Genomic DNA, 14763 nt, shown 5'->3' with positions numbered 1-14763 from the left:
GTCGGAACGAGCCCGCGGGCTCCTTACTTCTTGGCGTCCTTGCGCACGGCGATCTCGGCTTCCGCATAGCGGGTGATCTCGAAACCGGCCGCCACCTGGCACATCTCGGGCTTCTTCCAGGACTTGGTCATGGGTCTTGCTCCATCATGCAGCCGGAACATCCGGCCTCCGCCCATGAGCTAGGGTCGGTTCGCAGCTGCGAAAACCGGGAGGCCATCAAACCATCTTGATGGAAAAGTTGAGCCATCCGGAGGAACAAGCCGGCCAACCGCCCTGCCGCTCGACCTGTCGCGCTTATCGCGATTCCTTCGCGTGCACGGCGGCGCCGATCAGACCGGCGTCGTCGCCGAGCTTCGAGCTGGCGATGTCGGGCACCTCGTGGCCGGGAAGCAGGCGGCGGCGCATCGCCTCGCGGATGTCCGCGAGCATCAGGTCCAGCGCCTGCGACACGCCGCCGCCGAGCACCACGCGCTCGGGCGAAAAGGCATGCTGCACGTTGACGAGGCCGGCGGCGAGCCAGACCGCCTCCTCGCGCAGGAGCGTGAGCGCGACGGGGCAGCCCTCGCGCGCGGCGCGCGTCACGTCTTCGCCCGTGGCCAGCGCTTCGCCGGCGAGCGCCGCCAACCGTGAACGGGGTTGCCGGTCCACCGCCATACGGGCGGCCCGCGCCAGCGCCGTGCCGGACGCGACGGCCTCCCAGCAGCCCTCGTGCCCGCAGGAGCAGGGCGCCGAGCGGTCGGTGATGCGGGTGTGGCCGACCTCGCCGGCCAGACCCCGGAATCCGCGCACCAGCCGGTCGCCGACGACGAAGGCGCCCCCGATGCCGGTGCTGATCGTGAGATAGGCGAAATCGGCGATGCCGCGCCCGGCTCCGAAGCGCCACTCGCCGAGCGCGGCGACCTTGGCATCGTTCTCGAGGACGGTGGGAAGACCGGTGCGCGCCTCGATCTCAGTGGCAAGCGGGATCGCGGTCCAGCCGGCCAGGGCGGGAATGTCGAGGACGAGCCCCTGCCCCGGATCGAAGGCGCCGGGAACGCCAATCCCGACGACCGCCGTGTCCGGGCGCCGGACCTTGGCGATCAGCGCCTCCATCTGCCCGATCACCGCCCGGACGCCCCCGGCCCGATCGACGGGCGCGGCGCGGCGGTCGAGAATGCGGCCGGCCGCATCGATCGCCGCGACGCGAAGCTGCGTGCCGCCGAGGTCGATCCCTATGAAGCTATCCTCCCGGACCATCGCCTCCGCCCGCCCGTCAGGCCGTGACCTTGGTGGTGCGCTGGGGCGTGCCGATTCCCGCCGGGACGGTGCGACGCGCGACGGCGATGTTGAGGTGCTGGAGCGCAAGGATCATGCTGGCCGCCGCCGCCAGCCCCTCGCCGCGCCGGAGCGGCACGTGCACCGTGCCCGGCGGCGGCGCGTCGCCGGACGCATCGAAGACGACCGTGGCGCATCCGGCCGCGACAGCGGCCTCCGCCAGCGGCGCGACACCGGCGCGGTCGGGCCCGAGGCTGCGAAACAGCACCACGCCGAGCCCGGGGCGCAGCACCTCGAACGGCCCGTGGCGGAACTGGCCGCCCTCGAAGCCGATCGTCGGAACGCGGGCAAGCTCCATCATCGACAGCGCCGCGCTTTCCGCGACGCCCGCCATCGCGTGGCGTCCGGCAAAGATCGTGGCGTCGACCCCGGCGAGCGCGGCATCGGCGGCGTCGACCGCGGCCGGATCGGCGGCTTCGGCAAGGCTCGCCCGCAGCGCGTCCTGCGGCGCGCCCAGCGCCTCCAGCACCGCGCCGTGCATGGCCAGCGTCAGGACGATCGAGCGCGAGGCGGCAAACGCCCGCTCGGTACCGCCGGCTGCCACGATCGAGGCGCGTGCGCTGCGCGCGAGAGTGCTGTCGCCCTCGAGCGTCAGGCCGAAGCGCTCCTCGCGTCCGGGCCCGCGCTTCAGGAGGTCGCGAATCTCGCCGGACTCGCCCGACTGCGAGACGACGAGCGCGGCGCGCGCCGTGTCGGGCAGAGGCGAGAGGAGCGCCTCCGAGGCGTTGAGCGCGCGCGCGTCCCAGCCGAGGTCGCGGTAGAGCGGCTCGGCGATCCGGTTGACGTGATGCGAGCCGCCCATCGCATAGAGCACGATGCGGCCGGTGCGGCGCACGGCGTCGGCGATGCGGACGGCGACCGGCGCGCCGGCCTCGATCGTCGCGAGGGCGTCGGGCCCCTGGCGGCGCATTTCGTCGTACATGAGGTCGAGGCCGGGATGCTCGGTCATGGGATGTCCTGATCGGGTCGGAGGGAAGAACGACGGGGCCGCCATGCGGCGTGTTGCGCCGAGCCGTCCGGCGGCGCATGGAAGAGGACGGGCGCAAGCCCGATCCGCCGAGGCGACGTTTGAGCGAACCCGCAGACGACAAGATTGGACGGCCGACCCTGGCCGACGTGGCCGCGCTGGCCGAGGTCTCGCGCGCGGTGGTCTCGCGCGCGCTGTCGCCCTCGCCGCGCCCGGTCTCGGCCGACAAGCGCGAGCGCGTGCTCCGGGCCGCCGAGGCGCTCGGCTACCGGCCGAACCCGCTGGCGCGCAGCCTCACCACGAAGCGCACCAATCTCGTCGCCGTGGTGGTGAACCACATCCACGACCTGTCCGACCTCGACCTCTTCGACCGGCTGCTCGGCGAGATCCAGGCGATCGGCAAGCAGGTCCTGCTCGTGAAGGTCGGCTCGGTCGACCGCGCCGAGGCGTTCCTGCGCGAGGGCGTGGCGCATCATGTCGATGCGGCGCTGGTCTGGTCGGACTTCGCGGACGCCGCAACCGTGCGGCGGATGTTCCGCTCCGATCTCGTGGTGATGATGAACGGCCGGCACGACGCGCTGTCGCCCGCCGTGGTGCCGGACGAGGCCGTGGGCATCCGCGAGGCGGTGGCGCACGCCGCCCGCCAGGGCGTCGGAACCGCCGCGCTGGTCACCGGCCGCGCCTCCTCGCGCATCGAGGACGAGCGCGTCGCCTCCTATCGCGCGGCGCTCTCGGCGGAAGGCATCGTGCTGGAGACCGTCCTTCAGGGCGATTATTCCTATGCGAGCGGGCGCGCGGCGGCCTCCGCGTTCCAGGGCGGACCGACGCCCGACGCCGTGTTCTGCACCTCGGACGCCATGGCCATGGGCGTCCTCGACGCCTGCCGCGCGTTCTTTCCCGGCGATCACCCCGACCGCTTCCGCCTCTACGGCTTCGACAATCTCAGCATCACCGACCACGACGCCTACCCGATCAGCTCGATCGGCTTCGACAAGGCCCGCTTCGTCGAGCACATCGTGCGCTTCGTGGTGCATCCGGAGACCTTCGTGGCCGGCTCGCCGCCGGTCGGCGTTCCCACGCGCTTCTTCCCGCGCGCGACCGGGTGAGCCCCGGCCGCGCTGGGCAAGCGGTGCGGCCCTACCAGAGCGGGTTCAGCTTGGGCGGGTTGGCGTTCTCGCCCCACCACTTCTTGTAGTTCGCCTCGTAGGCGCCCGACTGGACGTAGTCGGAGACGAACATGTCGAGCCAGCGCACGAACTCCGGATCGCCCTTGGCGACGGCGATGCCGATCGGGTCGTTGGAGTAGAGGTCGGGGAGCGTCACGAGCTGGTCGTTCTGCGTGGCGAGATAGTCGACGAGCGAGGAGTCCTCGACCGCGGCCTGGACGCGTCCCTGCTGCAGCTGGAGGACGCCGTCCGGGGCGAAGTTGTCGACATAGGCGATCGTCGCGCCCGGCGCCTCGCGCTTGATGAAGGCTTCGCCCGTCGTGCCGCGGCCGACCACGACGCTCTTGCCGGCAAGTTCGGCGAGCGAGGAAATGCCGGCGTCCTTGCGCACGATCACCCGCAGGCCCGCACGGTTGTAGGGGATCGAGAAGTCCACCGTCTTGGCGCGCTCCAGCGTCGCCGAGGTGTTGGCGACCACGATGTCGAGCTGGCCCGAAACGAGCATCGAGATGCGCGCGTCACCCGAGACGTCGGTCAGTTCCACCGGAACGCCGAGCTTCTCGGCGAGGCGGTTGGCGACGTCGACATCGTAGCCGACCGGGTTGTTCTGCGGGTCGCGGAAGCCGATCGGCTCGCCGCCGAGCGACACGCCGATGCGGACCTTGCCCGCCGAGCGGATGTCGTTGATCTTGCCGGCCGCGGCGGCCGCGGCGGGCGCGACTGCGCCGGCGACGAGCGCGAGGGCTGCGATGGCAGTCAGGATGCGCTTCATGGACTTCTCCCCTTCTCGTTAAAACACCGTTGCCGGCCGAAGTTCGGGCTCGGCCATCCCGTCGGTCCAGAACCAGTAGCGAATCTCGCCCTCGCACCGGAAATTCACCACCTCGTGCCCGCCGTGTGCATCCACCGCGTGGATCACGACACCGGCGAGGAAGCCCTCGCGAAGCTCGGCGAGGTCCTCGACCGCGAGCTTGACGGCATCGCGGAGCGAGTGCCCGAGCCGCATGGCGAGCACGATCGAGCGCGCGGTGCCGCAGCGCATGGTCATCTCGCCGGTATGGGTGCAGGCGGCGGCGCCATAGCGGCTGTCGGCATAGAAGCCGGCGCCCGGAATGGGGGAATCGCCGAGCCGGCCGGGATATTTCCAGGCCCAGCCGGAGGTCGAGGTGGCGGCGTGGATGCCGGCCGCAGGATCGGCGCTGAGGAACACGGTCGTATCGCGCACGCGCTCCGGATCGGTGATGGTCCGGCTCAGGGGCGCGAGAGCCAAATCGGGGAAGCGGGCGAGTTCGTCCGGCGAGAGTTCGCGCTCGAGGCGCTCCCACCAGACGCGGCGGCTGTCGTCCAGCAGCGTCGCATCCATCGGCATGCCGATCTCGGTCGCGAAGCGCCGCGCGCCCTCGCCCGTCAGCATCACGTGCGGCAGGCGGCGCATGACCTCGAGCGCGAGCCTTGCCACGGGCACCGTGTCCGGCACGGCGCCGACCGATCCGACCTCGCGCGTCGTCCCGTCCATCACGGCCGCGTCGAACTCCATGATCCCCAGCATGTTCGGCCAGCCGCCGTAGCCGACGCTGCGAACCTTCTCCTCGCGCTCCACGAGGCCGATCCCCTCCACCATGGCGTCGAGACTGCCCTGCCCCGCGCGCAGGCGATCGACGGTGGTGGAGAAGCCCGGCCAGGCCTCGGCATTGGCGAGGAGCAGCATGTCCGCGTCAGTCCTTGTGCATCTTGAAAAGGAATTGCGCGATGCGCGGGTTGGCGAGCCCGCCGGCCGGGCTGAAGAATTCGACCGTCGGCAGGTCGACGAGGAGGCGCCCGGCGTCGAGAAAGACGATGCGGTCGGAGATGCGCCGCGCGAACTCGATCTCGTGGGTCACGAAGAGCATGGTGGTGCCGCCGCGGGCGAGCTCTGCGAGGATCGCCAGCACCTCGGCGGTCATCTCCGGGTCGAGCGCGCTCGTCACCTCGTCGAGGAGGAGATAGCGCGGCTCCATGGCGAGCGCGCGGGCGAGCCCGACGCGCTGGCGCTGGCCGCCCGACAGCTGGGCGGGATAGGCATCGGCGCGCGGGCTGAGGCCGACCGAGGCGAGGATCGCGCGCGCCTGTGCCTCCGCCTCGCGGCGCGGGCGCTTCAAGACCTCGACCGGCGCCAGCATGACGTTCTCGACCGCGGTCATGTGCGGGTAGAGGTTGAAGAGCTGGAACACGGTGCCGGAGCGCTTGCGCGCCTCCGCGAGCTCACGGGGTTTGGAGACGTCGAACTCGTCCACCGTGATGCGCCCGCCGTCGAGCCGCTCCAGCCCGTTGATGCAGCGGATGAGGGTCGACTTGCCCGAGCCGGAACTGCCGAGCACCGAGACCACCTCACCCGGCCGGATCCGGAGGTCGACCCCGTCGAGCACGGTGGTCGCGCCGAAGACCTTGCGAACCTTGTCCACCGTCAGCATGTCACAGCCCCCGCCAGGCGTTGTGGGCGCGCAAGCGCCTCTCGAGGCGCGCGCCGAGATGGGCGACCAGCTTCGCCGCGACGTAGTAGAGGAGCCCGACCACGGTCCAGACCACGAAGGGCTTCAGCGTGCGCAGGTTGAGGATGTTGCCGACCTTGGTGAGATCGGTGATGCCGATCACCGAAATCAGCGAGGTGACCTGCAACTGGTTGACGAGAAGCGCCACCAACGGCCCGATCGCGAAGGCGACCGCCTGCGGGGCGACGACGCGTCGGAGCACCTGCCAGCGCGTCAGCCCGAAGACGCGCGCCGCCTCGATCTGGTCGCGCCCCACCGCCTCGACGCCCGCCACCGCGATCACGAAGACGAAGGCCGCGGTGTTGGCCGACAGGGTGATGATCGCCGCCTCGACCGGCGTGACGTTGATCTTGAGGAAGGCGGGCAGGCCGAAGAAGACGAGGAAGAGCTGGACGAGGACCGGCGAGTTCTTGAGGATCTCGGCGAGAAACGTCAGCCCCTGCGAGAGGACCGGCACGCGGTAGAAGCGCACCACGGCCCAGGCGACGCCGAGGACCAGCCCGATCGCCGAGGTCGCGAGGAACACCGCAAGGCTGGTGCCGAGCCCCTGTGCCAGGAGCACCGCGTCGTAGGGCGTGAAGCTCGTGTAGCGCATCAGGCGACATCCTGCGCGAGGCCGCGGTTCATGCGCCGATGCAGGAGTTCGACCGCCACCGAGACGGCCCAGGTCATCGCGGCATAGGCGACGAGCAGCACCGCATAGACCTCGAAGGGCCGGAACGTGTCGGAGGCGACGATCCGCCCGGTTCCCGTCAGCTCGTTCAGGGTGATGGCCGAGAGGATCGAGGAGGTCAGGATGAGGTTGACGAGTACCGAGCCGAGCGGGCGGATCGCGGTGCGCAAGGCGATCGGCAGGACGATGCGGGTGAAGATCACCCGGCGTGACAGCCCGGAGACCTCGGCCGCCTCCAGGATGCCGGGCTCGATCGCGAGGATGCCCGAGCGGATCGCATCGGAGGCGAAGGCGCCGCCGGAGATCGACAGGGCGAGGACGCCGGTGGTGAAGGCATCGATGAAGATGCCGATCTCCGGCAGGCCATAGTAGAGGAAGAAGAGCTGGACCAGGAACGGCACGTTCCGGAACAGGTCAACATAGACGTAGGCCGCGCCGCGCAGCCAGCGCGAGGACGAGGTGCGCGCGATGGCGACGAGCATGCCAAGGATCGTGCTGCCGAGGATCGCGAGCGCGCAGACCTCGGCGGACAGGATCGCCCCCTGACCGAGCGCCCCGAGATACGGCGTCAGAACCGACAGATCCAAAGACACGTCCCGCCCGACAGAGTGAAACCGATTTCAATGTGAAAGCGGGTTCGGGATCTTGTCAAGCGGCCAGCAGGCGGGACCGTCGCGCGACCGCCCCGCAGATGCGTCCTCTGCGGGGCGGTCGCGCGGGTCGTCGAAGCCTTGCGCCGTTACGGGATCAGCCGGTCGGCGCGCAGGCGTTCGAAGAGGTCGAAGAAGGCGTCGTCGGTCGGCTGGTAGTCGAGGAAGCCGAGGCGGCGCGACTTGCCCATGTCGGTGACGACCTCGATCGGCCGCCCGAGGTCGGCGTCCGTGTGCCAGGGCGAGGCGAGGCGATCGAGGTCCGCCTCGGCCAGCCCCTCCCGCTCGGCGATGCGACGCCAGACCGGCGCGTCGTCACGCATCTGCTCCTCCAGCGGCAGGACCGTCCCGTCGAACGGGGCGGGCTCCAGCCCGAACCACTCGGCGATGCGCGCCCACATCCACTTCCAGCGGAAGACGTCGCCGTTGACGATGTTGAACGCCTCGTTGAAGGCGTCCGGCGTCGTCGCCGCCCACAGGAGCTGGCGGGCGAGCTGGCGCGCGTCGGTCATGTCGGTGAGGCCGTTCCACTGCGCCGCCGAGCCGGGGAAGCGGAACGGGCGGCCGGTCTCGCGGCAGAGCGTCGCGTAGACGGCAAGCGTCGTTCCCATGTTCATCGCGTTGCCGACCGCCTTGCCGATCACCGTATGCGGGCGGTGGACGCTCCAGGCGAAGCCGTCGCGCCGGGCGGCGGCAAACACCTCGTCCTCCTGCGCGTAGTAGAAGTTGGCGACGTCGAGCCGGCCCTGGCTCTCGCGGAACGGGGTCTCGGGCAGCGTGCCCTTCCCGTAGGCCTCGAAGGGTCCGAGATAGTGCTTGAGGCCGGTGACGAGGGCGACGTGGCGCACCGATCCGGCCGGCCGCAGGCCATCGAGGAGGTTGCGCACCATGGCGGCGTTGACGCGGATGTTCTCGGCCTCGGTCGCTTGGCGGGCCCAGGTGGTGATGAACACGGCGTCCGGCGTCAGGTCGCGCAGGGCGTCCGCCGTTCCCGCCGCATCCTGCAGGTCGGCGGCCACGGGCCGGACGCCCGGCTGCTCCACCGGCCGGCGCGCGAGACCGTGGACCGTCCAGCCGTCTGCGATGAGAAGGTCCGCCGTCGCGCTGCCCACGATCCCGCTCGCCCCCACCACAAGTGCTGTCTTCTTCATGCTGCGTCTCCTTGATACGAAGTGACCAAGGTGGTGCAGCAGGCCGCAAAAGCCCGTCGGCTCGACGGCAGGGCCGATCTTCGCCGCACGATCGGGACGACGCGGCTCTTGCCGGCAGCGTCCCGAACCGCCGGTTGCGGGCGACGTGCCGGCTGTGGGAACCTGCCGTCGGGCCGGTGCGGTCGGCTCCGCGCCGACCGCATGCCTGTCGTCAGGCCGAGCGCTTCATGCCCCGGCACGCGGCCTCGGATGCCGCCTGGTCGAAGCCGTCCATCCAGCAGTTCCAGGCTTCGGTGTTGATGTCGTAGGGGTTCTCGTGCCGAGCCTTCCCATCGTCGTGAGCCTTTCGGCCTTCCGCGTGCTGCGCAGTCATACGAACGTCTCCAAAGCGTCCCCTGCGACGTTTTGGCAGCCAATTGAGATCGTTTGAAGGCTAACAATTCCTGGGCGACCGATGGCTCAGACGACCGCAAGCCTGGCCCGGCGTTCGGTCCAGCCCCCTCTTTCGCCGTCCTTTGCGCCGCCCGCGAAGAGCGCGCAGGCCTGACCGATGTCGAGCGGCTTCGCGTACAGGTAGCCCTGTCCCTCGCCACAGCCGAGTTCACCGAGGATCTCTGCCTGCTGCCCCGTCTCGATGCCTTCCGCGATGGTGCGGATCGAGAGGCCGTCGGCCAGCACCACGACCGAGCGCAGGACGGCCATCGAGTGCCGGTTGCCGGGAATGTCCGTCACGAAGCTGCGGTCGATCTTGATCTTGGCGATCGGAAAGCGGTGGAGGTAGCCGAGCGAGGAATAGCCGGTGCCGAAATCGTCGAGCGCGAAGGTGACGCCGAGCGCCAGGAGGTCCGAGAAGATGCCGGCGAGCCGGTGGTTCTCGCCGACGAAGGCGGACTCGGTGATCTCGAGTTCGAGGCGCTTCGGGTCGAGCCCCGAGGATGCGAGGGCGGAGCGCACGGCCCCGACGATGTCGCCGGTAAGGAACTGCAGCGGCGAGACGTTCACCGCGATCTTGATCGCCGCCGGCCAGCGTGCGGCATCGCGGCAGGCGACCTCCAGCACGAAGGCCCCGAGCCGGTGGATCAGGCCCGTTTCCTCGGCGACGGGCACGAACTCGGCGGGCGAGACGAAGCCGCGCTCGGGATGCCGCCAGCGCAGGAGCGCCTCGGCGCCCGTCCAGCGGCCACTCTGAAGATCGATCTGCGGCTGGTAGGCGAGCTCGAACGCTCCGGCGTCGATGGCCGCGGCGAGGTCGCGCTCCAGCGCCAGACGCTCGAGGCGCGCCTCGTCCATCGAACGGTCGAACTCGACCACCGGGCCGGCACTCGTGCGCTTGGCCTGATAGAGGGCGACATCGGCCCGCCGACGCAGCACCGACGGGTCACGGCATCCCTCCGCCTCGACGGCGATCCCGACCGACGTCCCGATCGAGATGCGGTGCCCGTTGACGTCGAAATCCTGCCCGATCGCCTCGACGAGGCGCTCGGCCAGCGCCCGTACGAGCCTCGGGTCCGCGGTGCGCGACAGCACCAGGAACTCGTCGCCCCCGATCCGGAACACCGTGGCCTCCGCCGGCAGGAGGGCCGCCGCGCGCCGCGCGGTTTCCACGAGGACGGCATCGCCGGTGGCGTGGCCGAGCGCATCGTTGACCCCCTTGAAGCGGTCGAGGTCGAAGGCGAGGAGCGCGACCGGCACCCTCTCGGCGGCCAGCCCTTCCAGATCCGCCTCTAGGGCCCTTCGGTTGGGAAGGCCGGTCAGGCTGTCGTGGAAGGCGGCAAAGCGCAGCCGCTCCTGCGCCCGTTCGCGGTCCGTCACGTCATGGAGCAGGAGGCTGACATAACGCAGCCGGTTCGCCTCCCGGCGCCCGCGGCGCCGATCTTCCAGCCAGAAGGGCGAGACGGTGTATTCGAGGACGCGCGCCTCGCCCGTGCCGGCCAGTTCGAGCATGCGCCGCGCCGGATGCCGCGGGCCGGCGGCCTCGTCCGCCGCGGCCATCGCCGTCTCCACCACGGTGACCAGCGCGGGCGGCAGGTCGGCCACGGTGTCCGGCCGCCCGCCCGGCGGCAGGTCGAGGAGGCGCTGGGCGACCTCGTTGATGCGCATGATGCGCCCCTGCGCATCGACGATGACGATCGCGTCGAAGCCGTCGTCGACCACGCGCTCCAGAAGCCGTGCGGTGTTGCGGGTCTCCACCCGCGACACCCAGAGCCGGAACTGGCGCAGGTCGAACTCGCGCACGAGGCTCCACAGCGCGACCGCCGCGAGCGCCAGCTGCAGTCCCGCCGTCTCCGGCATCACCGCGCGCTCGACATAGAACCATGCCGCGACGGCCTCGATCGCGAGCGCCGTGATCGCGGCGGCCAGAAGGGTCCGGCGCAACCCGTGCCGAAGGGCAAACCACGCGCCAAGAACGAAAAGGAGCGCCGGGAGACCGGACGAAGGTCGCCACGAGGCCAGCGCCCGATCCTGCATCAGGGTCTCGGCCGCCAGCGCGATCACGGTGGATCCGGAAACGATGCCGGCGCGGGGCACGGGGAAGAGGTCGTGAAGCTCGATCGCGGTCGCGCCGACGACCAGCGTCTTCGACCGAAGCTGTTCCGGCGCGATCCGCCCGTGCAGGACGTCGACGAAGGAAACGCGCGGGATCGAGGCGGCGTCGATCCCGAAATCGATCCCGACATCGCCGTCCATGGTCTCGCGCCCGGCAAGCACCGCAGGCATCGAGGCGATGGCCTCGCCGTCGACGTCGATGCTGGAAGGAAAGCGTCGCACGCGCCCGTCGTCGTCGACCGGCACGTTGATCGAAACAGGCCAGGATGCCGCCAGGAGCGGCGGGATCGGCATCGACGCCAGGACCGCGCCGGACGCCGGATCATGCTGGACGAAGGCTGCCAGAAACGTCTCGGGACCGGCGGAGCCGAGCGCCGCGGCGAAGGCGGCGTCGTCCTCGGGCCGGGTGCGGGACGAGAAATCGACGTCGAAGGCGACCCGGGCGGCCCCCGCCGTGGCGGCGGCCGAGAGGAGATCGGCATGGAGGCGGCGCGGCCAAGGCCAGACCCCGATTTCCGCGAGGCTCCTGGCGTCGATGTCGACCAGGACGATCCCGCCGGAGGCGGGACGGGGTCCGAGTAGGAACCGGGCGTCCGACAGGGTCCTGTCCAGCGCGGCCGGCGCGCCCGACAGGAAGGCTCCGGCCAGACAGGCGGCAACGACGAGGAGCGTTGCCAGCGACCGGATGTCGGCCACCGTCAGACGGGCAACGCGGCGGCGGATCGTCGGGCTTGGCATCCTGTGTCAACTCCTGTCCCGCGATCCGCCGATGGGGCGGCGGTCAGCTACTTGGTGCTGCCGCCGAAGCCGCTCGGCCCGTGGCCGTTGCCGTTGTTGCCCTTGTCGCTGCCGAGGGCGCCCTTCGGACCGCCGTTGCCGAGACCCTTTCCGTTGTTGCCCTTGCCGTTGCCGGGGGCGCCGTCGCCGTTCGGACCGCCATTCCCCTTGCCGTTGCCGTTGTTGCCGCCCCCGTTGCCGTTGCCGTTGTTGTCCTTCGGGCTGTCCTTGCCGGGGTTGCCCTTATCAGCGCCGCCATTCGGGCCGGCGGCTCCGGGTCCGCCCTTGTCGGGACCGTGACCGGGGCCATCCCTGCCCGGACCACCAGCGGCCGGTCCACCCGTCTCCGGGCCATCCTTATCGGGGCCGCCCTTGTCCGGGCCGCCCATGCCGGGTCCGTCGTGACCGGGGCCACCCTTGCCCGGACCCGCCTTGTCGGGTCCGCCCTTGTCGCTGCCGCCCGCACCCGGCCCACCGGCGGGAGCGCCGGCTTGCGGGCCACCCTGGCTGGGCTGGCCGGCGGTGTTCCCACCGGGGCGGCCGTCGCTGGTTCCGGTTCCCGCCGTGCCGCCGAAGCCGTTTCCGCCGGTGCCCGCCCCGCCAGTGCCGGCCGGGCTCGCGCCGCCGCCGAGGCTCTCGCTGCTCGCCGCCGACCGGCTTGCTGTCTCGCCGCTCGGCGCATTGGTCTCGGCGACGCTGCTGCCGATCGACTGCCGGTCGCGTCCGTTGGAATCGGCGCCGCCGAAGCCGCCGGAACCGGCCGCGTCCGACGAACGCGACGCGCCCGTGCCGTTCGCGGTACCGTGGGTGGAGGCAGCCGCATCGCGGCTCGTCGACACGGCCGAGGACCGGGCCGGCTCGGGCGCCTGCGCCGCACGGAAGCTCTGGAGCGCCTGACCGACCGGGGCGACGCTCGGCGCGGCCGGCTTGCCCGGCGTCACGCCCGGCGCGTTCACGCCCGCCGTGCGAAGGCCGGACGTTGCGGCCGACACGCTGGCGCGCTGTCCGGCGCCGATGCCAGCCGTCTCGCCCGTCTTCAGGTCGCTTACCTGCACGAGCCCGCGGTCGACGCCGATCTTGGTGTCCGTCCTGGTGACGCTGATCGTGAACGCCGTTCCCTTGACCACGGCCGCCATGAACGGGGTCTTCACGGTGAAATGGGGGGCCGAGCGCTTCTCGATGTCGAAGGCGATGCTGCCGGTCTGCTGCAGCACTTCGGTCTTGGAGCTGAAGAAGCCCTTGGGCTGCACCATCGCGACGCTGCCGGGCCCGAGCGTCATGACGTTGTTCTCGCTCGACAGGCGGACGCGGCTCGCCTTGGCGGTCGCGATCGTCCGGCCTTCGGGCACTATCATGCCGGTGGTCAGGACGTCGCGCTTCTCGTTGCTTTCCATCGCCCAGGCCGTCCCGCTGACGCGCTCGACCCGCCATTCGCGCGCCCAACCGACATCGGCATGGACGAGGGCCAGGAAGAGCAGCAGGAGGGTGAGGAAACGTGCGCGCATCGGGTTCGGGCCTTGGCTTCGGTCGGCCGAACGATGACAGATGAATGCGAGGACCGGCCTAAGCGAACCGTTCAAATGCGCCCGATCCCCGCGGCAAAACGCGCAAAACGGCATCGGACTTGCGGTCGTGGGCAGGAAACGTCAGGCCTCGCGGGCGGCCCCATCGGCATCCCGTGAGAGCGAAACGGTCGGCGACGGGGAGCGTCTGCTCTCCGCCGCCCGACAGGCCAAGCGGTGGCCCTCGGCTGTTACTTCATCATCGGCGCGATCGTCTCGGCCATCGCCGCCGATGCCGCGTCCGGCGTCATCGCGCCGTTGCCGACCGCCGTCATGTCGTCGAGCACGGTCTGGCTGATCTTGACGCCGTTCTGGCCGGGCCAGGCGAACCAGGGCAGCGCGCGGTCGATCTGCCGGGCGCTCGTCGCAAAGCTCGGGTTGGCCGCGTAGAAGGGCTTCAGCGTCTCGATCGCCTTCTCGTTGGAGGGCATGTAGCCGGTCTGCTCCACGACGTAGGCCTGGCTCTCCGGGCTGGTGCCGAAGAGGAGGTAGTCGAATGCGGCTGCGCGCTTGGCGGGATCGTCGGTCAGGATCACCGCCGCCATGCCGCCCGAAGCGACGCCGCCGCCGGCCTTCAGCACCGGCATCTCGGCCGTGCTCCAGGCGAAGCGGTCGCCGATCTCGCGCGAGAAGGAGCGCACGGCCGCGGTGGAGTTGAAGTAGATGCCGAGCTTGCCGGCGAACATCTCCTGGCGCGCCGCCTTGTCGGCGATCGGCTGCTGCCCGCCCTCGTCGAAGAAGCGGCGATAGGTGCGCACGGCTTCGCGCCCGCCCTCGGTGGCGAAGGCGATCTCGCGTCCGTCCGCACCGACAGGGGCGAGGCCGTTGGTCGCCAGGAGGTTCTGCGTCATCCAGTCGTCGTCGCCGAGCGAATAGTACATGCCGGTGACGCCGCCGAGCGCCTGGATCTTGGCCGCCAGCGCGATCGTCTCGTCCCAGGTCTTGGGCATGGCGTCGGGATTGCCGCCGGCTTTGGCGACGAGGTCCTTGTTGTAGAACATGACAGGCGTCGAACTCGTCCAGGGCAGGCCGTACTGCACGCCGTCGACCTGCGTCAGCTTCAGGATCGCGTCGGTGTAGCCGAGCGCGGCCATATCCTTGCCCGCCGTCATGTCGTCGAGCGGCTTCACCATGCCGCGCGCGACGAGGTTCTGCAGGAGGTGCGAGCCGACCATGAAGACGTCGGGCGCCTCGCCCGCCATCTCCTGCCGGATCACCGAGACGAGGCCCTCGCCGTAGTCGGTGGACGGCGCCTGGAACGTGATCTTCACGTCCGGATGGGTCTCCATGTAGCGGCGCGCGATCTCACCCTGCCAGGTGGCGTGATGCGGCCACGCATGGAGGACGGTGAGGGTCGTATCGGCCGCGACGGCGGGCGCGGCGGCCAGGGCCGCGCCAAGCGCGAGGCCGAGGATCAGGGATTTCATG

The 14763-nt window shown here is 70.7% G+C and carries 13 protein-coding genes; 1 reads left to right on the top strand and 12 read right to left on the bottom strand.

Annotated elements, in window-relative coordinates; all coding sequences use genetic code 11:
- Window positions 1-294: 294 nt before the first annotated feature.
- Window positions 295-1236: an ROK family protein gene (locus ACLNGM_RS05710; protein WP_416357560.1), complete on the bottom strand. Its 942-nt coding sequence runs from the start codon at window positions 1234-1236 to the stop codon at window positions 295-297.
- A gap of 16 nt (window positions 1237-1252) precedes the next feature.
- Window positions 1253-2263, bottom strand: a complete 1011-nt coding sequence (locus ACLNGM_RS05705; RefSeq protein WP_416357559.1) for an SIS domain-containing protein — start codon at window positions 2261-2263, stop codon at window positions 1253-1255.
- A gap of 119 nt (window positions 2264-2382) precedes the next feature.
- Here ACLNGM_RS05705 and ACLNGM_RS05700 point away from each other — a divergent pair, with 119 nt between their 5' ends.
- On the top strand, window positions 2383-3387 hold the full coding sequence (locus ACLNGM_RS05700; protein WP_416357558.1) for a LacI family DNA-binding transcriptional regulator: 1005 nt from the start codon (window positions 2383-2385) through the stop codon (window positions 3385-3387).
- A 31-nt stretch (window positions 3388-3418) separates the two neighbouring features.
- Here the strand turns inward: ACLNGM_RS05700 and ACLNGM_RS05695 are convergent, their stop codons facing one another.
- The 10 genes from ACLNGM_RS05695 to ACLNGM_RS05650 form a co-directional block, all read right to left on the bottom strand.
- Window positions 3419-4219 carry a transporter substrate-binding domain-containing protein gene (locus ACLNGM_RS05695; protein WP_416357557.1) on the bottom strand — a complete coding sequence of 267 codons (801 nt, stop codon included), beginning with the start codon at window positions 4217-4219 and terminating at the stop codon, window positions 3419-3421.
- An 18-nt stretch (window positions 4220-4237) separates the two neighbouring features.
- Entirely contained in the window at window positions 4238-5155 is a 918-nt protein-coding gene (locus ACLNGM_RS05690; protein WP_416357556.1) for an isoaspartyl peptidase/L-asparaginase, read from the bottom strand.
- A 7-nt stretch (window positions 5156-5162) separates the two neighbouring features.
- The gene (locus tag ACLNGM_RS05685) at window positions 5163-5897 is read right to left on the bottom strand and encodes an amino acid ABC transporter ATP-binding protein (protein WP_416357555.1); all 735 of its coding nucleotides are present in this window, start codon (window positions 5895-5897) and stop codon (window positions 5163-5165) included.
- A 1-nt stretch (window position 5898) separates the two neighbouring features.
- Window positions 5899-6570 carry an amino acid ABC transporter permease gene (locus tag ACLNGM_RS05680; RefSeq protein WP_416357554.1) on the bottom strand — a complete coding sequence of 224 codons (672 nt, stop codon included), beginning with the start codon at window positions 6568-6570 and terminating at the stop codon, window positions 5899-5901.
- On the bottom strand, window positions 6570-7241 hold the full coding sequence (locus ACLNGM_RS05675) for an amino acid ABC transporter permease (protein WP_090964997.1): 672 nt from the start codon (window positions 7239-7241) through the stop codon (window positions 6570-6572). Before ACLNGM_RS05675 ends, ACLNGM_RS05680 begins: the two co-directional genes overlap by 1 nt.
- A 146-nt stretch (window positions 7242-7387) precedes the next feature.
- On the bottom strand, window positions 7388-8449 hold the full coding sequence (locus ACLNGM_RS05670; protein ID WP_416357553.1) for an SDR family oxidoreductase: 1062 nt from the start codon (window positions 8447-8449) through the stop codon (window positions 7388-7390).
- A 211-nt stretch (window positions 8450-8660) separates the two neighbouring features.
- On the bottom strand, window positions 8661-8822 hold the full coding sequence (locus tag ACLNGM_RS05665; RefSeq protein WP_175526944.1) for a hypothetical protein: 162 nt from the start codon (window positions 8820-8822) through the stop codon (window positions 8661-8663).
- A gap of 86 nt (window positions 8823-8908) precedes the next feature.
- Window positions 8909-11734, bottom strand: a complete 2826-nt coding sequence (locus ACLNGM_RS05660) for an EAL domain-containing protein (protein WP_416357552.1) — start codon at window positions 11732-11734, stop codon at window positions 8909-8911.
- 47 nt (window positions 11735-11781) lie between these two features.
- On the bottom strand, window positions 11782-13278 hold the full coding sequence (locus tag ACLNGM_RS05655) for a FecR domain-containing protein (protein ID WP_416357551.1): 1497 nt from the start codon (window positions 13276-13278) through the stop codon (window positions 11782-11784).
- Between the two features lie 248 nt (window positions 13279-13526).
- Window positions 13527-14762 carry an ABC transporter substrate-binding protein gene (locus ACLNGM_RS05650; RefSeq protein WP_416357550.1) on the bottom strand — a complete coding sequence of 412 codons (1236 nt, stop codon included), beginning with the start codon at window positions 14760-14762 and terminating at the stop codon, window positions 13527-13529.
- Window position 14763 lies beyond the last annotated feature (1 nt).

Source organism: Aureimonas phyllosphaerae, from assembly GCF_047943035.1.
Lineage (GTDB): Bacteria > Pseudomonadota > Alphaproteobacteria > Rhizobiales > Rhizobiaceae > Aureimonas > Aureimonas phyllosphaerae.
The sequence above is the reverse complement of the archived record's forward strand: the minus strand, read 5'-3'. Positions and strand labels throughout refer to the sequence as shown.